The 19,450-nt window shown below is 72.6% G+C and carries 19 protein-coding genes; 15 read left to right on the forward strand and 4 right to left on the reverse strand.

The genetic code is table 11. From position 1 onward, the window contains the following. From ABD241_RS03550 to ABD241_RS03560, 3 genes are all read left to right on the forward strand, one after another. On the forward strand, positions 1-1,102 hold a 1,102-nt coding region (locus ABD241_RS03550; protein ID WP_344058478.1), incomplete at its 5' end, for a saccharopine dehydrogenase family protein. Positions 1,103-1,188: 86 nt separating this feature from the next. After that, positions 1,189-2,652: an NAD-dependent succinate-semialdehyde dehydrogenase gene (locus ABD241_RS03555; protein ID WP_344058480.1), complete on the forward strand. Its 1,464-nt coding sequence runs from the start codon at positions 1,189-1,191 to the stop codon at positions 2,650-2,652. A 71-nt stretch (positions 2,653-2,723) separates the two neighbouring features. Then, on the forward strand, positions 2,724-3,740 hold the full coding sequence (locus ABD241_RS03560) for a DnaB-like helicase C-terminal domain-containing protein (protein WP_344058482.1): 1,017 nt from the start codon (positions 2,724-2,726) through the stop codon (positions 3,738-3,740). A 96-nt stretch (positions 3,741-3,836) separates the two neighbouring features. Here the strand turns inward: ABD241_RS03560 and ABD241_RS03565 are convergent, their stop codons facing one another. After that, entirely contained in the window at positions 3,837-4,184 is a 348-nt protein-coding gene (locus tag ABD241_RS03565) for a barstar family protein (protein WP_344058484.1), read from the reverse strand. Next, a complete protein-coding gene (locus tag ABD241_RS03570) occupies positions 4,181-4,663 on the reverse strand; it encodes a guanyl-specific ribonuclease (RefSeq protein ID WP_344058486.1) in 483 nt (160 codons plus the stop codon). Before ABD241_RS03570 ends, ABD241_RS03565 begins: the two co-directional genes overlap by 4 nt. Before the next feature lie 75 nt (positions 4,664-4,738). Here ABD241_RS03570 and ABD241_RS03575 point away from each other — a divergent pair, with 75 nt between their 5' ends. From ABD241_RS03575 to ABD241_RS03610, 8 genes are all read left to right on the forward strand, one after another. Then, positions 4,739-6,019, forward strand: coding sequence for a hypothetical protein (locus tag ABD241_RS03575; protein ID WP_344058488.1), 1,281 nt, complete (start codon positions 4,739-4,741; stop codon positions 6,017-6,019). An 81-nt stretch (positions 6,020-6,100) separates the two neighbouring features. Beyond that, entirely contained in the window at positions 6,101-6,622 is a 522-nt protein-coding gene (locus ABD241_RS03580; protein WP_344058490.1) for a pyridoxamine 5'-phosphate oxidase family protein, read from the forward strand. Positions 6,623-6,641: 19 nt separating this feature from the next. Next, complete coding sequence (gene dxr, locus ABD241_RS03585) at positions 6,642-7,847, forward strand: 1-deoxy-D-xylulose-5-phosphate reductoisomerase (RefSeq protein ID WP_425580667.1); 1,206 nt, start codon at positions 6,642-6,644, stop codon at positions 7,845-7,847. A 64-nt stretch (positions 7,848-7,911) separates the two neighbouring features. After that, a complete protein-coding gene (locus ABD241_RS03590; RefSeq protein WP_344058494.1) occupies positions 7,912-9,258 on the forward strand; it encodes a M50 family metallopeptidase in 1,347 nt (448 codons plus the stop codon). A gap of 59 nt (positions 9,259-9,317) precedes the next feature. Further along, complete coding sequence (ispG, locus tag ABD241_RS03595) at positions 9,318-10,478, forward strand: flavodoxin-dependent (E)-4-hydroxy-3-methylbut-2-enyl-diphosphate synthase (RefSeq protein WP_344058496.1); 1,161 nt, start codon at positions 9,318-9,320, stop codon at positions 10,476-10,478. Position 10,479: 1 nt separating this feature from the next. Continuing rightward, complete coding sequence (locus ABD241_RS03600; protein WP_344058498.1) at positions 10,480-11,205, forward strand: nucleoside/nucleotide kinase family protein; 726 nt, start codon at positions 10,480-10,482, stop codon at positions 11,203-11,205. A gap of 69 nt (positions 11,206-11,274) precedes the next feature. Then, positions 11,275-12,120 carry a GNAT family N-acetyltransferase gene (locus ABD241_RS03605; RefSeq protein WP_344058500.1) on the forward strand — a complete coding sequence of 282 codons (846 nt, stop codon included), beginning with the start codon at positions 11,275-11,277 and terminating at the stop codon, positions 12,118-12,120. Positions 12,121-12,145: 25 nt separating this feature from the next. Next, a complete protein-coding gene (locus ABD241_RS03610; protein WP_344058502.1) occupies positions 12,146-12,562 on the forward strand; it encodes a DoxX family protein in 417 nt (138 codons plus the stop codon). Here the strand turns inward: ABD241_RS03610 and ABD241_RS03615 are convergent. Further along, complete coding sequence (locus ABD241_RS03615) at positions 12,546-13,394, reverse strand: GNAT family N-acetyltransferase (RefSeq protein WP_344058504.1); 849 nt, start codon at positions 13,392-13,394, stop codon at positions 12,546-12,548. The genes ABD241_RS03610 and ABD241_RS03615 overlap by 17 nt on opposite strands. A 58-nt stretch (positions 13,395-13,452) precedes the next feature. Next, positions 13,453-14,256 carry a methyltransferase domain-containing protein gene (locus ABD241_RS03620; RefSeq protein ID WP_344058506.1) on the reverse strand — a complete coding sequence of 268 codons (804 nt, stop codon included), beginning with the start codon at positions 14,254-14,256 and terminating at the stop codon, positions 13,453-13,455. A 173-nt stretch (positions 14,257-14,429) separates the two neighbouring features. Between ABD241_RS03620 and ABD241_RS03625 the strand changes: the two genes are divergently transcribed. From ABD241_RS03625 to ABD241_RS03640, 4 genes are all read left to right on the forward strand, one after another. Next, a complete protein-coding gene (locus ABD241_RS03625; RefSeq protein ID WP_344058508.1) occupies positions 14,430-16,208 on the forward strand; it encodes a proline--tRNA ligase in 1,779 nt (592 codons plus the stop codon). Next, entirely contained in the window at positions 16,205-17,053 is an 849-nt protein-coding gene (locus tag ABD241_RS03630; protein WP_344058510.1) for an HAD family hydrolase, read from the forward strand. The genes ABD241_RS03625 and ABD241_RS03630 overlap by 4 nt, the downstream gene beginning before the upstream one ends. After that, positions 17,050-17,832 carry a TSUP family transporter gene (locus tag ABD241_RS03635; RefSeq protein WP_344058512.1) on the forward strand — a complete coding sequence of 261 codons (783 nt, stop codon included), beginning with the start codon at positions 17,050-17,052 and terminating at the stop codon, positions 17,830-17,832. Before ABD241_RS03630 ends, ABD241_RS03635 begins: the two co-directional genes overlap by 4 nt. A 167-nt stretch (positions 17,833-17,999) precedes the next feature. After that, positions 18,000-19,421, forward strand: a complete 1,422-nt coding sequence (locus tag ABD241_RS03640) for a ferredoxin reductase family protein (protein ID WP_344058514.1) — start codon at positions 18,000-18,002, stop codon at positions 19,419-19,421. The last annotated feature ends 29 nt before the right edge of the window (positions 19,422-19,450 follow it).

Below are 19,450 nucleotides of genomic sequence, written 5' to 3' on the forward strand. Positions count from 1 at the left end.
CCCGGGGGAGAGCCGTTTCGTCGCGGCCCGCGTCGACGCGTCCGACGCCGCGGCCGTCACGGCGCTCGCCCGGGAGCACGAGGCGACACACGTCCTCAACGCCGTCGACCCCAAGTTCACGATGTCCGTCTTCGGGGGCGCTCGCGCGGCCGGGGCCGACTACCTCGACATGGCGATGAGCCTCTCGCGTCCCCACCCGGAGCAGCCGTATGCCGTCACCGGGGTGAAGCTCGGCGACGAGCAGTTCGCGGTGGCAGGGGAGTGGGAGGCCGAGGGGCGGCTCGCGCTCGTCGGCATCGGGGTCGAGCCGGGGCTCTCCGACGTGTTCGCCCGCTACGCCGCCGACCACCTCTTCTCGGACATCGACGAGCTCGGAACGCGCGACGGCGCGAACCTCGTGGTGCACGACGACGAGGGCAACGAGATCTTCGCCCCGAGCTTCTCGATGTGGACCACGATCGAGGAGTGCCTCAACCCTCCGGTCGTCTGGGAGAAGGAGCGGGGCTGGTTCACCACCCCGCCGTTCAGCGAGCCGGAGGTCTTCGAGTTCCCGCAGGGCATCGGTCCGGTCGAGTGCGTCAACGTCGAGCACGAGGAGGTCCTCCTCATGCCGCGCTGGGTCGACGCCCGGCGGGTCACCTTCAAGTACGGCCTCGGGGACGAGTTCATCACCGTCCTCAAGGTCCTGCACTCCCTGGGCCTCGACCGCACCGAGCCGGTCACGGTCAAGGGTGTCGCCGTCTCGCCCCGCGACGTCGTCGCCGCGGTGCTCCCCGACCCGGCCACCATCGGGCCCCGGATGACCGGCAAGACCTGCGCGGGCCTCTTCGTCACCGGCACCGGGAAGGACGGCCGGCCCCGGCGCACGTACCTCCACCACGTCGTCGACAACGCCGACACGATGGCGGCCTACGGCGCCCAGTGCGTCGTGTGGCAGACCGCGCTCAACCCCGTCATCGCCCTCGAGCTGCTCGCCCGGGGCACGTGGAAGGGCGCCGGCGTCCTCGGGCCCGAGGCGTTCGACGCCGTGCCCTTCCTCGACCTGCTGGCCGCGCCCAGGCCGGAGGGCTACGGCTCCCCGTGGGGAATGGACGAACGCTGAGCGAGGGCACTGCTCCCGGCGGCCCGCGCCGCCGGGCCCAGGAGGCCGACGATGACGACCACGACGACAGGAATAGGGTTTCAGGCATGGCAACGGTGACGCAGGAGTCAGTGCTCGAGTCGGTCCCGAAGGGGCTGCTGATCGCAGGTCAGTGGCGTGACGCGAGCGGGGGCAGGACCCTCGCGGTCGACGACCCGGCCACCGGGGAGGTCCTCACCCACGTGGCCGACGCCAGCGTCGAGGACGGCAAGGCGGCCCTGGACGCGGCGGTCGCCGCGCAGGCGGCCTGGGCCCGCACGGCACCGCGCGACCGTGCCGAGATCCTCCGGGCGGCCTACGAGAAGATCACCGAGCGCGCCGACGAGTTCGCCATGCTCATGACGCTCGAGATGGGCAAGACGCTCGCCGAGTCGCGCGGCGAGGTCGCCTACGGCAGCGAGTTCTTCCGGTGGTTCTCCGAGGAGGCGGTCCGCATCGGCGGCCGCTACGCGACCTCTCCCAACGGCGCCACACGCCTGATGACGATGAAGCAGCCGGTCGGCCCGGTGCTGATGATCACCCCGTGGAACTTCCCCCTCGCCATGGGCACCCGCAAGATCGGCCCGGCCATCGCCGCCGGCTGCACCATGGTCGTCAAGCCCGCCAGCCAGACCCCGCTGACGATGCTCGCCCTCGCCGACCTGCTGCGGGAGGTCGGCCTGCCCGACGGCGTCCTCAACGTCGTCACCACGAGCAGCACCGGCGAGGTCATGGAGCCGCTCATCCGCGACCCACGCCTGCGCAAGCTGACCTTCACCGGCTCCACGCCGGTCGGCCGCAAGCTCATGGAGCAGGCCTCCGAGCAGATCCTGCGCGTCTCGATGGAGCTCGGCGGCAACGCGCCCTTCCTCGTCTTCGGCGACGCCGACGTCGACAAGGCCGTCACCGGCGCGATGCTGGCCAAGATGCGCAACATGGGCGAGGCCTGCACGGCCGCCAACCGCTTCTACGTGCACGAGTCGATCGCCGAGGAGTTCTCGGCCGAGCTCGGCAAGCGGATGGGGGCGCTGACCCTGGGCCGTGGCACCGAGGAGGGCGTCGACGTCGGCCCACTCGTCGACGAGAAGTCCCGCGACAAGGTCTCCGCGCTCGTGGACGACGCCGTCGGGAAGGGCGCCCGAGTCGTCGTCGGCGGGTCCGCCCGCGAGGGCGCCGGCTGGTTCTACGAGCCGACGGTGCTCACCGACGTGCCGGAGGACGCCGACCTCACCCGTGAGGAGATCTTCGGCCCCGTGGCCCCGGTCTCGACCTTCACCACCGACGAGGAGGCGGTACGGATGGCCAACGACACCGAGTACGGCCTGGTCGCCTACGTCTTCACCAACGACCTCACGCGCGCCATCACGGTCTCCGAGGCGCTCGAGTTCGGCATGGTCGGCGTCAACCAGGGCATCGTCTCCAACCCGGCCGCGCCCTTCGGCGGCGTCAAGGCGTCGGGGGTCGGGCGCGAGGGCGGCTTCGAGGGCATCGACGAGTACCTCGAGACCAAGTACGTCGGCATCGCTCTCTGACCCCAGGGGGGCATTTCGGACAATGCGGGAACCGGCCTCGGGCCCAGCACCCGTTGTGGTGCAATCGGCGCATGGGGACACCAGACGGTCATCGTGATGCGGGGCCACTGCGGCCCCTGGACGCGCTGCTGAGCGAGACCGACGAGGTCCTGCGACGCGGCACACCTGCCGGAGCCCGGGTCTGGTCGACCGGCTTCCCGGTGCTGGACGCCGTGCTCACCGGGGGCCTGCGGTCGGGCGAGCTCGTGCTCCTCGGCGGCCCCGCGGGCCACGGGAAGACCACGCTCGGGATGCAGGTCGCACGCAACGCCGTGGCCGCCGGCGCCAGCGCCCTCGTCTTCTCCTTCGAGCACGAGAGCCACACCCTCCTCGAGCGCCTCATCTCTCTCGAGGCCGCCGAGGCCGACCCGGGGGAGGTGGCGGGCGTCATCGACGTACGGCGCGTCCTCGAGACCGCCGACCGGGGCGAGTCGCTGCAGTCGCTCCTCGGCGGGTTGCGCGGAGGCGCCCAGGCGTACGCCGCGCTCGCCGGCTACGGCGACCGGCTGCAGATCCACGAGTCCTCGGGCGTCACGACCACGCTCGAGCGGGTCCGCGAGGCGGTCGCCAGGGTGACGGAGACGACCGGCCAGGCGCCGCTCGTGCTGCTCGACTACATCCAGAAGGTGCCGGTCGACCGGCGTGGGGAGGACGAGAGGGTCACCGCGGCGGCCGAGGGGCTCAAGGACCTCGCCCTGTCCGCACGAGTGCCCGTCGTCGCGATCTCCGCCGCCGACAAGGACGCTCTCGCCTCCGGCCACCGCATGCGCGCCAAGGACCTGCGCGGGTCGTCCGCGCTCGCCTTCGAGGCGGACGTCGTCCTCATCGTCAACGACAAGGTCGACGTCGTCTCGCGCGAGCACCTCCTCTACAACCTCGGCAACATCGAGCGCTTCCGCGCCTGGTCGGTGGTCAGCATCGAGAAGAACCGCCACGGCAAGGCCCACGTCGAGCTCGAGTTCGCCAAGGACTTCGAGCACGGGCGCTTCGACCGGGAGGGCAAGGAGGTCAACGAGCGCCTCATCGACGACCGCGTCTTCGTCTCCTGAGCTCCGAGGGCGTATGCCGTCCCGCGGCGCACCCCGCGCCCGCGCGGTCAAGCGGCGGTCGGCGTGACGGCATACGGCACTGTCGCCCGGCGGTCGCTAGCGGGTGACGACGGTGACGTTGAGGTCACCGCGCTCGTCGGCCACCTGCTCGAGGATGTCGACGACGGTCTCGTAGGTCACGCGGTCCCGCTCGCGCAGTCTCGCCGCGTGGTCCCAGACGAGCTCGATCGGTTCGTCGTCGGAGGGGTCGAGGTCCCTGAGGGCGTCGAGGAGGGCGTCCCAGTTGCGACCGAACCAGTCCGGGAGCGCGAGGTCCCGCGCGAAGGCGTCGAGGACGCTCTCCTTGTCCTCGCCGCCCGAGACGATGCGGACGTCGCGACCCAGCCACCGCAGCTGCTCGATGTGGTCGTCCGGCTCGCTGTGCCTGCCGAGGAACGTCGTCATGTCCCCTCCCGGATGCGGCTGAACGAGGCGTAGTGGTCGGCGGTCCAGTACTTCTCACCGCTGCCGCCCGTGATGATGCGGCGGGCACCACGATCGGCGGATCCCGGTGTCACGACGGTGAACTCGCGGTAGTAGCCGTGCGGCTCCGCCGGCAGCAGCCGCTCGCGGTCGGCGAAGGTCTGGTTGTCGCTGCGCGGGTAGGGGAAGGGCCCGCCGGCGCGGATCAGCGCGAGCGTGTGGCGCGCCTCGGGCGGAAGGACCGACTCGGCGACCCAGGGCGCCCCGGAGACGGGATCCGTGCGCCCGCCGTCACCGGCGGAGGCGTGAGGGGCCGGGCCCGTCGAGGCGGCGGCGACGCTGCCGGCGGAGGGCTGGGGCGCCGTGGGGGCCTGCGAAGCCCGTACGACCAGCCAGGCGAGGACGACGACGACGACGGCGAGCACGGACAGCGCCGCCTGCCGTGACCCGCGTGTCCTCACCCGGCCATTGTGCCGCGCGGGCGCAATGCCGCGAATCTCCTGACGCGTCCGGCCTTCGGCGGCAGACTCTCGGGCGTGAGCCTTCTGCGCGGGCTGTTCGGGGACCGGGCCGGCCGTCGCTCCGAGCCGGCGCCGGCCGTCGTCGTGCGCGACGTGGGTCACCGCGTCTTCGTCGAGCGCGCGCCGCAGGAGGTCTGGCCACACCTCGTGGCGCCGGGTGCGGGCGCGGAGCTCGGGGTCGACTGCGTCCGCGTCGTGCCGCTGCAGCCGCCGGAGCTCGTCGCGGTGTGGCGGCGTCCCAACGGGCGGCTCTGGGCCGGCCTCAGCACCCTCGTCGACCTCGAGCCGGGGGTGCGCGTCGTCTCCCGTTCGCAGGACGGCGGCGCCGACCTCACCCTCACCACGACCCTGGAACCGCTCGACGGCGGATGTGTCGTCGCGCAGCAGCTGTCCGGCCTGGCGCCGACCGACCCGGGCGCCGACTTCGCCCGGGCCTGGCTGGCGCGCGCGCTGCTCGGGCTGAAGGCCGACGTCGAAGGCATCCCGCGCGGGCGGACCCGGGGTCCGGCCTCCGACGGGCCGGCGGACGACGCGGCCACAGACTCCCTCATCGGCCATGGCGGGACGTCGGGGGGCGCCCGCGCGGTCGTGCCGGTGCACCAGACGGTGTCGGTCGACGTCGGGGTCCCGCCCGAGCGGCTGTGGGAGGTGCTGCGGCAGCCGTCCTCGGAGCAGCTGCTCAAGCCGTCGCTGCAGCAGGTGGTGCGGCTGGACCTCGCCGACGAGCCGGGGCGAGAGCACGTGGTCGCCGTCCACCGCCGCGACGACGGCCGACGTGCCGTCTCGGTGTCGCTCGTCGTCGAGGCCACGGCACCGGCGCGGACCGTCGAGCGTGACCTCACCTCGGCGCACGAGGCGGACGTCGTCACCACCATCGAGCCGGGCGAGCTGGGGGCGCGCCTCACCGAGACCGTCACCGGCTGGCTGCCGGCCGGTGACGGCCGCGTCGTGGACGCATCGGCGCTCGCGGGGCTCATCCGGGCCCGGCTGTCCGTCGTCAAGAGCCTCGCCGAGGCCCCCGAGGTCGCGCCGCGGCGGGACCCGCGGACCGGCTTCCTGCCACCCGGCCAGCCGGCGAACCGGGTGGCGGACCCGGGCCCGGCCCCGGACCCGGCCCCGGACCCGGCTCGGGACCGGGTTCCGGACCTGCCTCCGCCGGTCCCGGCCGCGGTGCCGTCGAGCGTGCTGCTGCCGCCCCCGCACGTCGCGGCGCCGGCGGCGGGCTACGACCTCGGGCCCTGGCCGACCTGGGGCGACGGCGGCTTCTCGACCGAGACCGACCTGCTCTGGTGGTGAGTGGGCGGCGCGGAGCGGCCCTGCCTGATCGAGCACGAGCGAACCCATCCGGCCGTCGGTGCCCGGCGCTAGCGTCGGAGGATGTTGGAGACACCCGAGGAGACGGCAGCCCTTCAGGCGCTGCTCGACGCGTCCCACGCGCGGGCGACCGGCCACCTGCGCGGCATCATCAACGACGAGCGCACCCTCACCGCCGAGCAGCTCGTCGCCCTGCTGACCGGCGTGAAGGTCCTGTCGGTCGCCACGGTCACCGCGTCCGGCGAGCCGCGCATCAGCGCCCTCGACGGCCACTTCCTGCACGGCACGTGGACCTTCGGCACGTCGGGCACCTCGGCCAAGGCCAGGCACCTCGAGCGCCGGCCGGCCGTCAGCGTCGCCCACATCGACGGCGAGGAGCTCGCGGTCTTCAGCCACGGCTACGCCGAGCTCATCGAGCCCGGTCCCGGACGCGACGAGGTCGATGCCCACTGGACGGCTCACTACGGCAGCAGCCCCTTCTCCTGGGGCGACGACATCCGGATGTACCGCCTGCGCATGACCTGGGCGGTCTCCTACGCGTTCCGGCGCGAGGAGCTGCTCCGCGAGAGAGGCGTCACGACGTAGCGGCCGCCGCTGCGCAAGAATGCCGGGCGTGACACTCACCTCGGCGCGTCCCCGCCGCATCGTCCTGCTGGGCTCCACCGGATCCATCGGCACCCAGGCGATCGACCTCGTGCAGCGCAACCGCGACCGCTTCGAGGTCGTCGGCCTCTCCGCCGGCTCCAACCTGGGCCTGCTCGCCGAGCAGGCCGTCGCCCTGCGCGTGCCGGTGGTCGCGGCGGCGAGCGCGACGCAGGAGAGCCTGGCCCGGGCGGTCGCCGACGCAGCCGACGCAGCCGGCGTGACGGCATACGACCCCGAGCTGCTCGTCGGGCCCGAGGCGAGCACGACGCTCGCCGGCCGCGACGCCGACGTCGTCGTCAACGGCATCACGGGCGCGATCGGGCTCGAGCCGACGCTGGCCGCCCTGCGCGCCGGGACCACGCTCGCCCTGGCCAACAAGGAGTCGCTCATCATCGGCGGCCCGCTCGTCAGGGCGCTCGCCGCACCGGGCCAGATCGTCCCGGTCGACTCCGAGCACAGCGCCATCGCGCAGTGCCTGCGGGGCGGCCGCGTCGAGGAGGTGCGGCGGCTCGTCGTCACCGCCAGCGGGGGTCCGTTCCGCGGCCGCAGCCGGGCCGAGCTCGCCGACGTGACACCCGAGCAGGCGCTCGCCCACCCGAACTTCTCGATGGGCCGGGTCATCACGACCAACTCCGCGACGCTCGTCAACAAGGGGCTCGAGGTCATCGAGGCCCACCTGCTCTTCGACATCCCGTTCGAGCGCATCGACGTCGTCGTGCACCCGCAGCAGATGATCCACTCGATGGTCGAGTTCGTCGACGGCTCGACGATCGCCCAGGCAGGCCCGCCCCGGATGCTCGTGCCCATCGCCCTGGGCCTGAGCTGGCCCGAGCGCATCGCCGACGCCGACGTGCCCGTCGACTGGACCAGGGCGCAGTCGTGGGACTTCGAGCCGCTCGACGACGACGCCTTCCCGGCCGTCGCCCTCGCGCGCCGGGTGGGGGAGGCGGGCGGCACGTGGCCGGCCGTCTACAACGCCGCCAACGAGGTCGCCGTCGACGCCTTCCACGACGGCCGGATCGGCTTCGTCGACATCGTCGACACCGTGGCCCGGGTCGTCGACGCGTATGCCGCCGAGCCCGCCTCGCGGGTGCGTGACCTCACGCTCGACGACGTGCGGGCCGCCGACGCCTGGGCCCGGGCCGGCGCCGGACGCGCCCTCTGAGGTCACAGAGCGCCCATTGGCGCATCGAACCGGGATCACAGGAAGTGGATGTGACAATGGGCAGGTGCTGTTCTTCCTAGGGGTCCTGGTCGTCGTCGTTGGCGTGGCGCTCAGCATCGCGCTGCACGAGATCGGCCACCTCGTGCCGGCGAAGAGGTTCGGGGTCAAGGTCACCCAGTACATGGTCGGTTTCGGACCGACGGTGTGGTCCCGCAAGCGGGGCGAGACCGAGTACGGCATCAAGGCCATCCCGCTCGGCGGCTACGTCCGGATGATCGGCATGCTCCCACCGCGCCCCGGCGACAAGCCCGGTGAGCTGCGCACGCTCTCGACCGGCCGGTTCAGCCAGATGGTCGACCAGGCCCGGGCCGACTCCATGGAGGAGGTCAAGCCGGGCGACGAGGACCGCGTCTTCTACAGGCTGAGCCCGGGCAAGAAGATCGTCATCATGCTCGGCGGCCCGCTGATGAACCTCCTCATCGCAGCCGTGCTGCTGACGGGCGTCATCACGCTCTACGGCCTGCCGCAGGTCGCCCCCAAGGTCGGCCTGCTCTCGCCCTGCGTGCCGCAGAGCGCCCCGACCCTCCAGGTGCCGCAGCCGCAGTGCAAGCCGGGAGACCCGGTGGCCCCCGCCAAGGCCGCGGGCCTGCAGGAGCGCGACCGGATCCTGTCGGTCGACGGCAGGCCGATCAGCTCCTGGGACGAGGTCACGGCCGCGATCCGCGACAGCAAGGGCCAGCCGATGACATGGGTGGTCCAGCGCGGCGACCAGAAGGTCAGCATCTCCATCAAGCCCGCCGTCATCGAGCGGGCCACCTACGACGCCAAGGGCAACCCCGTCGCCAAGGACGGCAAGCCCGTCCTCGCGCCGGTGGGCTTCGCCGGCATCACGCCCGGGCAGGAGCTCGTCCGGACCCCGATCACGCAGGCGCCCGGCTTCGTCTGGGACCGTGTCGTGGACACCGCCTCGATCATCGTCAACATCCCGCAGAAGATGGCAGGCGTCTTCCAGGCGGCCTTCGGCTCGCAGGAGCGCGACCCCAACGGGCCGATCTCCGTGGTCGGCGTCGGGCGCATCGGCGGCGAGGTCGCCGCACTCGACATCCCGGCTGACGAGGGCGGCAACTGGCTCAAGCTCGCCCAGCTCATCCTGCTCATCGCCTCGCTCAACCTCGCGCTCTTCGTCTTCAACCTCATCCCGCTCCTCCCGCTCGACGGGGGCCACGTGGCAGGAGCCGTCTGGGAGGCGGTGAAGCGCGGCTGGGCGCGGCTGCGCCACCGGCCCGACCCCGGCTACGTCGACGTCGCCAAGGGACTGCCCATCGCCTACGGCATGTCGCTCGTGCTGATCACGATGTCGGTGCTGCTCATCTACGCCGACATCGTCAAGCCGATCAAGCTCTTCGGCTGAGCCCGAGGCCCGGGGGAGCGCCCCTCGGGAACCGCGGTGCGCCGGGACATAATGGCTGCATGAGCGTCTCCCTCGGTATGCCGTCCGCACCCCCGCCGGTCCTCGCCCCCCGGCGCCAGACCCGCCAGATCCAGGTCGGCAAGGTGGGCGTGGGCAGCGACTTCCCGGTGTCGGTGCAGTCGATGACCACGACGCCGACGACCGACATCAACGCGACGCTGCAGCAGATCGCCGAGCTGACGGCCGCAGGGTGCGACATCGTGCGCGTGGCGTGCCCGAGCCAGGACGACGCCGAAGCCCTTCCGGCGATCGCGCGCAAGAGCCAGATCCCGGTCATCGCCGACATCCACTTCCAGCCGAAGTACGTCTTCGCGGCCATCGACGCGGGGTGTGCGGGCGTGCGCGTCAACCCCGGGAACATCCGCCAGTTCGACGACCAGGTCAAGGAGATCGCCCGCGCGGCCAGGGACGCCGGCGTCTCCATCCGCATCGGCGTCAACGCCGGGAGCCTGGACCGGCGGCTGCTGGCCAAGTACGGCAAGGCCACGCCCGAGGCGCTCGTCGAGTCGGCCGTCTGGGAGGCCGGGCTCTTCGAGGAGCACGACTTCCACGACTTCAAGATCTCGGTCAAGCACAACGACCCCGTCGTCATGGTCCGCGCCTACGAGCTGCTCGCCGAGCGCGGCGACTGGCCGCTGCACCTCGGTGTCACCGAGGCCGGCCCCGCCTTCCAGGGCACGATCAAGTCGGCGACGGCCTTCGGGGCGCTGCTCTCGCGCGGCATCGGCGACACGATCCGGGTCTCCCTCTCGGCCCCGCCCGTCGAGGAGGTCAAGGTCGGCATCCAGATCCTGCAGAGCCTCAACCTGCGCCCGCGCAAGCTCGAGATCGTCTCGTGCCCGTCGTGCGGCCGTGCACAGGTCGACGTCTACACCCTCGCCGACCAGGTCACCGCGGGTCTCGAGGGCATGACCGTGCCGCTGCGCGTGGCCGTCATGGGCTGCGTCGTCAACGGTCCGGGCGAGGCCCGCGAGGCCGACCTCGGCGTGGCCTCCGGCAACGGCAAGGGCCAGATCTTCGTCAAGGGCGAGGTCATCAAGACCGTGCCCGAGGCGCAGATCGTCGAGACCCTCATCGAGGAGGCCATGCGCCTCGCCGAGGAGATGGGCGAGCCGGTCGACGACGAGTCCGCCGGGGCCCCCAGCGTCACCGTCGGCTGAGGTGCGCCCGCCCGTCCCGTCGAGCCGACGCTTCGCCGTCCTGCGCGAGCTCGCGCGCCAGGTCGTCGCCCTGGGGCCGGGGGAGAGGGTCGCCGTGGCGGTCGACGGGGTCGACGGCGCCGGCAAGACGGTGCTCGCCGACCAGCTCACCGAGGTCATCGCCGGGCTCGAGGTCCCGCGCCACGTCGTGCGGGTCTCCATCGACGGCTTCCACCGGCCCCGGGCGCAGCGGGTCGCCCGGGGCCGTGGTCCGGAGACCTTCTACGAGGACTCCTACGACTACGACGCGTTCCGTCGTGCGGTGATCCAGCCCTTCCGCCGCGGCGAGCCCGTCATCCCTGCGGTCAACGACGTGGACGCCGACCGGCCGGTCCGTCCCGAGCCGGTCGCCGTCCGCGCCGACACGGTCCTCCTCGTCGACGGGATCTTCCTCCAGCGCCCCGAGCTCGTCGACGTGTGGGACGCCGCCGTCTTCGTCGACGTCCCCTTCGCGGTGTCGGTGCCGCGCGGCAACGGGCGCTTCCCGGGGGACCACGACGCCGACCCCGAGTCGGAGTCCAACCTGCGCTACGTGGGGGGCCAGCGGCTCTACCTGGCAGCCGCCGAGCCTCGCTCGCGGGCGACCTGGGTGCTCGACAACACCGACCTGGCGGAGCCGGTGCTGCACGCGCGTCGCTGTGCCGGCCGTACGCGTACAGCTCCCCAGCGGCCGGGAATGTCCGGGTGAGCCCCTTCGGTGCACCGGCGTGGGGCGCGCCAAGGTGACACCCAGCCTGCGGGCAGGCAGTCTGGGGAGGTGCTTCGCCAACGGCTTCCCGTGCGGCCGCTCTCCGCGGCCGACCACGATGTCGCGCTCGCCCTCTGTGCGCGCGACCGGGTGGCGAACGCCTTCGTCGCGGCGCGCATCCTCGAGGGGTCCCTGCGGTCGTCCCCCGGAGCGCTGCTCGGCCACTGGACCGACGGGCAGCTGCGTGGTCTGGCGTGGGTGAGCGCCAACGTCGTGCCGGTCGAGCTCGACGACGAGGGTGTGGCCGCGGTGGCGTCGCGGATCATGCGCATGCGGCGCCAGTGCGCCTCCATCTTCGGCCCGAGCGCGCAGGTGGCCGGGCTCTGGGAGCTCCTCGGCCCGAGCTGGGGCCCCGCTCGTGCCATCCGCACCCGCCAGCCGCTCCTGACGACGACCACCCGGCCTTCGTCGCTGGGTCTGGCCCTCGAGTCCGACATCCGTCCCGCGCGTCTCGACGAGGTCGAGCTCGTGCTGCCCGCGGCGGCGCACATGTTCACCGAGGAGATCGGCTACCCGCCCTACTTCGGCTCCGACCGCGGCTACCGCGCGAGCATCGCCGCTCTCATCCGGGCCGGGCACACCTTCGTCAAGGTCGAGGACGGCGAGGTCGTGTTCAAGGCCGACGTCGGCTCCCTGGCACTGGGGTGCGCCCAGGTCCAGGGCGTCTGGCTGCACCCGCGCCTGCGAGGCCGAGGGCTCTCGGTGCCCGCGATGGCGAGCGTCGTCGAGCAGGTGCTCGACGGCCTGGCCGACGAGGTGTCGCTCTACGTCAACGACTTCAACGCGCCCGCACGAGCGACGTACGACCGCTGCGGGTTCCACGAGGTCGGCTCGTTCACCACCGTCCTGCTCTGAGGCACCGCCGCCCTAGGGTGGGGTCATGAAGCCCGAGACGAATGCACCGCTGGGCAAGGACGCCGTCGCGCTGGCCGCCCTCTTCCTCGTGTCGGGCACCCTGCACCTCGTCCGCCCTCGCATCTTCGAGCCGATCGTCCCCAAGCAGCTGCCGGCACACCGGGCCCTGGTGTACGCCTCTGGCGCAGCCGAGCTCGCCTGCGCTGCAACGATGTTCGTGCCTCGCACGCGGCGTGCCGCGGGAATCGCCTCTGCCGTCCTCCTCGTCGCCGTCTTCCCGGCCAACGTCGCCATGGCGACGGGCGCCAAGCGTCGCCTCGACCGCCACCCGTCCGACCCGCGCCGTCGCGGCTACCTCGCCGCGACCGTGCTCCGGCTCCCCTTGCAGTGGCCGATGATCCGCACCGCGCTGCGGGCAGGGGGCGTCATCGCCCGAAGGTGATGCTGATGCTGTCGCCGACACGGCGGTAGCCCATCGCCGAGTAGATGGCGTTGGACGTCGGGTTGGCCAGGTCGGTGTAGAGCATGCACATCTCACCCGCGTCCATCCGGGCCGCACTGAGCGCCGCCACGACACCGCTGGCGTAGCCGCGCCCGCGCAGCTCCGGCGGTGTCCACACGCCCGAGATCCGGGTGACGCCGCCGCTCGCCGGCGAGGCGTACGCCATCGAGACCGGTTCTCCCGCGTCCTCCCACAGGCCGACGCGGCCGTCGGCGAGGTGCCGCGTCAGCGGTGGTGCGGCGCGGCCGGCGCCCTCGATCGCGTCGAAGAACTGCTGGTGCCAGCCGTCGAGGAGGAGGGTGTCGGCGGCGGTGGCGACGCGGAACCGGCCCGGCACCTCGAACGGCACCCGGGGCCGAGCCGGGAGGTCGTAGCGGCCCTGCCGCATGGCCACCGCGGCCGTCGCCCCGGTGCGCGCCGTCCATTCCTGGGCAAAGGCCTCCGCCGCAGCCCGCTCGCCGCCGACCCCCGGGAGGTCGTCCCCCGCCTCGGCGAGGAGGGCCGCGAGGTCGCGCGCCTCGTCGCTCGTGGCCAGTGCGACGTGCAGCGGGTGGGGCGGCGTGTGCATGAAGGCGGCAACGACCTCGCCCGAGGGCGTGGAGCCGGCCCACCAGCGCGGGTGGGCGTAGCGACCAGGGTCCGTAACCAGTGACTGCGTCACGCTCGCGACGACGCTGAGGGCCTCCGGCTCGCGCTGGACCAGCGGGGCGAAGCGGGTCAGGGCGTCTGCCGGGTCGGTGAGGAGGGTGAACGCGCAGGCGGCGGGCGACATACGGCAACTGTGGCAAACGGGGCACCGCCGCCGCGAGCCGTTTGCGGCCCCCGGCCGATCAGACGCGTGCCAGCAGCTCGGCGTGCGTCATCGCGAACCACGCGTCGGGGTGACCCGACCACGCCTGCCAGGCCGCGCTGATGTCCTCGAGCTCCTCGCGCGTCGCGAGACCCCGCTGGAGCGCCTGCGTCGCGAACGTCGACTCGAGCGCCCTGCGCGCCCAGACCCCGCCCCACCACCTGCACTGCTCGGGCGTCGCGTACGTCCAGAGCGACGCCGAGGGGGTCAGGTGCCCGAGCCCGGCGGCGTGCGCCCACGCCACGAGGTGGCGTCCGGCGTCGGGCTCGGCGTGGTTGAGCCGTGCGAGCCGCCGGTAGAGGTCGAGCCAGCGCGTCATGCCCGCCGAGGCCGGGTGCCACACCATCGAGTCGTAGTCGACGTCCCGCACCGCGACGAGGCCACCCGGGCGCGCCACCCGCGCCATCTCGCTCAGGGCACCGACCGGGTCGGCAAGGTGCTGGAGCACCTGGTGGGCGTGGACGACGTCGAAGGACGCGGCGGCATACGGCAGGGCCATGACGTCGGCCCGCTGGAACTGCGTCCGCTCGTCGCCGCGCGCAGCCGCGTTGCGGCGGGCCTCCACGAGGGGGCCCTCGACGTTCTCGATGCCGACGACGACGCCCGCGGGGCCGACCGCCTCCGCGAGGTCCAGAGTTATCGTGCCCGGCCCGCAGCCGACGTCGAGCACCCGCAGGCCGTCGCGGAGGTGGGGGAGCAGGTAGGCCGCGGAGTCCGCGGCGGTCCGCGCCCCGTGCGAGGCGAGGACGCTCGCATGGTGCCCGTGCAGGTAGACGTCGCCCATGCCGGGACCGTACGCCGCGGGCGGGCTCGGGCGTCCGCGCGTCCGGCACGCGACCGCCGACACGACCCCTGGCGCAAACACCTCGCGAGCCGGCCCGTGGACCCGGATATCCTTCCGAGGTTCCGCAACACCTTCCGCACCACGCTCGAGCGATAGCCCCACGAGGAGTCCCGGTGGCCCTGCACATGTCGTCCCTGTTCCTGCGAACCCTTCGCGAGGACCCGGCGGACGCAGAGGTCCCGAGCCACAGGCTCCTCGTGCGTGCCGGCTACGTGCGCCGCGTCAGCCCCGGCGTCTACACGTGGCTGCCCCTCGGCCTGCGGGTGCTGCGCAACGTCGAGCGGATCGTCCGCGAGGAGATGGACGCCATCGGCGCCCAGGAGCTGCTCTTCCCCGCCCTGCTGCCCAAGGAGCCCTTCGAGGCCACGGGACGCTGGACCGAGTACGGCGACAACATCTTCCGGCTGCAGGACCGCAAGGGCGCCGACCACCTGCTCGGGCCGACGCACGAGGAGATGTTCACCCTCGCGGTCAAGGACCTCTTCAGCTCCTACAAGGACCTGCCGCTGTCGATCTACCAGATCCAGACGAAGTTCCGCGACGAGGCGCGTCCCCGGGCCGGTGTGCTCCGCGGCCGCGAGTTCGTCATGAAGGACAGCTACTCGTTCGACGTCGACGCCGCGGGCCTCGACAAGAGCTACCAGCTGCACCGCGAGGCCTACGTCCGCATCTTCGACCGCCTCGGCTTCCACTACGTCATCGTCGAGGCGATGGCCGGCGCCATGGGCGGCAGCAAGAGCGAGGAGTTCCTCGCGACCGCCGAGGTCGGCGAGGACACCTACGTCCACTGCACGAGCTGCGGGTATGCCGCCAACGTCGAGGCCGTACGCGTGCCCGCCCCCAGCCCGGTCGGCTGGGACGGCGTCCCGGCCGCGCACGCGGAGGACACCCCCGACACCCCCACCATCGAGACGCTCGTCGCACACCTCAACGAGCGCTTCCCGCGCGAGGACCGACCCTGGGCGGCCGGCGACACGTTGAAGAACGTCGTCGTCATGCTCGTGCACCCCGACGGCACGCGGGAGCCGCTGGCCATCGGCGTGCCCGGCGACCGTGAGGTCGACGAGAAGCGCCTCGGCGCGCAGGTCGAGCCGGCGGAGGTCGAGGCCTTCACCGAGACCGACTTCGCCGCCAACCCGGCGCTCGTCAAGGGCTACATCGGACCCGGTGCGCTGGGCCTCGAGGGCACCAGCGGCATCCGCTACCTGCTCGACCCCCGCGTCGCCGAGGGCACCCGCTGGGTCACCGGCGCGAACGTCGCCGGCCAGCACGTCATCGACCTCGTCGCCGGTCGCGACTTCACCGCCGACGGCACGATCGAGGCCGCCGAGGTGCGCCCCGGCGACCCGTGCCCGAGCTGCGACCACACGCTCTCCGCGGCGCGCGGCATCGAGATGGGCCACGTCTTCCAGCTCGGCACCAAGTACGCCGAGGCGCTCGACCTCAAGGTGCTCGACCAGAACGGCAAGCTCGTCACCGTCGTCATGGGCTCCTACGGCGTCGGCGTCTCGCGGGCCGTCGCCTGTGTCGTCGAGGGCAACCACGACGAGTCGGGCATCATCTGGCCGCGGGAGCTCGCCCCGGCCGACGTGCACATCGTCGCCGCCGGCAAGGACGACGCCCTCTTCGTCAAGGCCGAGGAGATCGCCCGCGAGCTCGAGGCGCAGGGCCTGAAGGTCCTCGTCGACGACCGCAAGGGCGTGAGCCCCGGCGTGAAGTTCAAGGACTCCGAGCTCATCGGCATCCCGACGATCCTCGTCATCGGCCGAGGCCTGGCCGGCGGCACGGTGGAGATCAAGGACCGCCGCAGCGGCGAGCGCCGTGAGGTCGCCGTGGACGACGTCGTGCCGGCCCTCGTCGCCGAGGTGACGGCAGAGGTCGAGCGCTCGTGACCGCATCAGCACGCCCGGTCGAGGCGGTGGTCTTCGACTGGGGCGGCACGCTGACGCCGTGGCACGAGGTCGACCTGCCGCAGCAGTGGCGGGTCTTCGCTCGCACCGTCCACGGCCTCCCGGTCGAGGACCCGGACATGCCCGTCGAGGACCTGGCCGAGGCCGACTCCCTGGCGATGCGCATCCACGAAGCCGAGGAGCGGGCCTGGCGCCGCGGCCGCGAGACGCACGAGAGCGCGTCGCTCGCCGCCATCCTCGAGGAGGCGGGCGTCGACCCGGCGCACGACCGGCACCACCTGGCGCTGGCCGCGTACCAGCGGTTCTGGGAGCCGCACACGCACACCGACGAGCAGGTGCGCCCGCTCTGGGAGTCGCTGCGCCGCAGGGGGATCCGCATCGGTGTCCTCTCCAACACCATCTGGACCCGCGACTACCACCGTGAGGTCTTCGAACGCGACGGCGTCCTCCACCTGCTCGACGCCGACGTCTACTCGTCCGAGATCCACGTGGTCAAGCCGCACCCGGACGCGTTCCGGAGTGCCTGCGACGCCCTCGGTGTCGCCCCCGAGAACGCCGTCTACGTGGGCGACCGGCTCTTCGAGGACGTCCACGGGCCGCACCAGGTCGGGATGCGGGCGATCCTCGTACCGCACTCCGACATCCCGGCCGGGCAGCGGACGGCCGTGGTCGCGCGCCCGGACGCCGTCGCGGACGAGCTGCTCGACGTCGCCGGCATCGTGGCGCTCTGGAACCACGAGGCGCGGACCGACGAGGCCGACGACGCCGACGATGCGGACGCCGGGGCGCCGTCGGACTCGGAGGCCATGGCGGTCGACCGGGCGTGAGCGACCCCACGCTCACGACCCTCGGTTTCCTCGCAGCCGCAGCCTTCGTCGCCGGATGGATCGACGCCGTCGTCGGCGGAGGAGGGCTCGTCCAGCTCCCGGCCCTGCTTGTCGGGCTGCCCGGCGCGCTGCCCGCCCAGCTGCTCGCGACGAACAAGTTCGGCTCGATCTTCGGGACAGCGACGAGCTCGGTGACCTTCTACCGGCGCGTCAGGCCCGACCTGCGCACCGCGCTGCCCATGGCGGCGGTCGCCTACCTCGGCTCGATCGGCGGCGCTCTCGTCGGGCTGCACATCCCCAAGTCGGCGTTCAACCCGATCATCCTCGTGCTGCTCGTCCTCGTCGGCGCCTACACGCTGTTCAAGCCCGACCTCGGCAGGGAGTCGATCCGCCGGTTCCACGGGGCGCGGCACACGGTGCTCGCGATGCTGACCGGCTTCGTCATCGGCGGCTACGACGGCGCGCTCGGCCCGGGCACCGGCAGCTTCCTCGTCTTCACGCTCGTGGGCCTGCTCGGCTACAACTTCCTCGAGGCCAGCGCCAAGGCCAAGATCGCCAACTTCGCCACGAACCTCGGCGCTCTGACCGTCTTCGCCCCGATGGGGCTGGTGATCCTGAAGGTCGGCGTCGTCATCGCCGGTGCCAACCTGCTCGGGGGCTACGTCGGCGCACGCACCGCCGTGGCCCGCGGCAGCGGCTTCGTCCGGGCCTTCTTCGTCGCCATCGTCAGCGCCTTCATCGTCAAGATCGGCGGCAGCCTCCTCGGCTGGTGGCCGTAGCGCACGCCGGCCACCCGGCATGCGCGGTCCACCCTCTTTCGGAAAGGGCGCCGGAGGCCGGTCGAGGCGCGGTCGCGCTGGGCTCGCCCCGACAGGCCCCCCGCCTCATACGACAGTACGAACCGGGCCACAGCACATGCACAGCATCGCGCTCGACTCTGAGTGCCATGACCTCACTCGTGCTCCCCGACAGCCGTGGCCGCACGGCTCCCGCGGCCACGCGGCACCGGGGCCTGGCGCCGACCCCTCGCTGGTGGAGGGACGCCTCCGCCGTCTTCGCCTGGGGCGTCAGCCTCTTCGTCGTGGCCCTCTGGGTCGCCGGCGGAGGCCTGACCGCGTTCGGCTCGCTGGGCGAGGGCGTCACGAACATCGGTCGCCTCGCCGGCCTCGTGGCGTCGGTGCTGATGCTCCTGCAGGTGCTCCTCATGGCCCGCATCCCTCTGGTCGAGCAGGCCTGGGGACAGGACGAGCTCGCCCGGGTGCACCGCGTCGTCGGCTTCACCTCGTTCAACCTCATGGTCGCCCACATCGTGCTGGTCACCGTGGGCTACAGCGCCGGAACCGACCTGGGCATCGTCGCCACGTTCGTGGACCAGGTGCTGCACTCGCCCGGCATGCTGCTCGCGCTCGCCGGCAGCGTCGCCCTCGTCATGGTGGTCGTCACCTCGGTCAAGAAGGCGCGGGCGCGCCTGCGCTACGAGTCCTGGCACCTGCTCCACCTCTACGCCTACCTCGGCGCGGGCCTGGCCCTGCCGCACCAGCTCTGGACCGGCCAGGACTTCAAGTCGAGCACCGTCGCCGCGGTCTTCTGGTGGGGGCTGTACGCGTTCGCCCTCGTGTCTGTGCTCGTCTACCGGGTGGGCCTTCCCGTCGTGCGCTCCGCGCGGCACCGCCTCGTCGTCACCGAGGTGGTGCAGGAGTCGCCGACCGTCACGTCCGTCGTGATGCGCGGCCGCCGTCTCGACCGCCTGCCCGTCCGGGCCGGCCAGTTCTTCCAGTGGCGCTTCCTCGACGGCTCCGGCTGGTCCAGGGGCAACCCGTACTCGCTCTCGGCGGCGCCCGACGGGCGGTCGCTGCGGATCACCGCCGAGGCCGTCGGCGACTCCAGCGCTCGGCTCGCCGGTCTGCGTCCGGGGACGAAGGTGATGGTCGAGGGGCCGTACGGCCGGCTCCACACCGGGGTCCGCACCGCTGGCAAGACGGTCCTCATCGCCGCCGGCATCGGCATCACGCCGCTGCGCGCGATCCTCGAGGAGCTGCCCGCCGCCCCCGACGGTGTCGTCGTCATCTACCGCGTCGGCAGCCAGTCCGACATCGTCCTGGCGGACGAGCTGCTCGACCTGACCCGCGCCAAGGGTGGGCGGGTCGTGGCGGTCGTCGGCCACCGCAACCGCGAGCGGGACAGCTGGCTGCCCGTCGAAGCTGGGCACCTCGGCGACGCCGAGGCGCTGCGACGGATCGTTCCCGACATCGCCGAGCGAGACGTCTACGTCTGCGGCAACCCGGGCTGGATGGACACGGTCATCGCAGCCGCGCACGAGGCCGGCGTGCCGCCGCAGGCGGTCCACCACGAGCGCTTCACGTACTGAGTCCGCACGTCTGCACCCGTCACGAACCC

The sequence above is a fragment of the Terrabacter lapilli genome (assembly GCF_039531305.1).
GTDB classification, from domain to species: Bacteria; Actinomycetota; Actinomycetes; order Actinomycetales; family Dermatophilaceae; genus Terrabacter; species Terrabacter lapilli.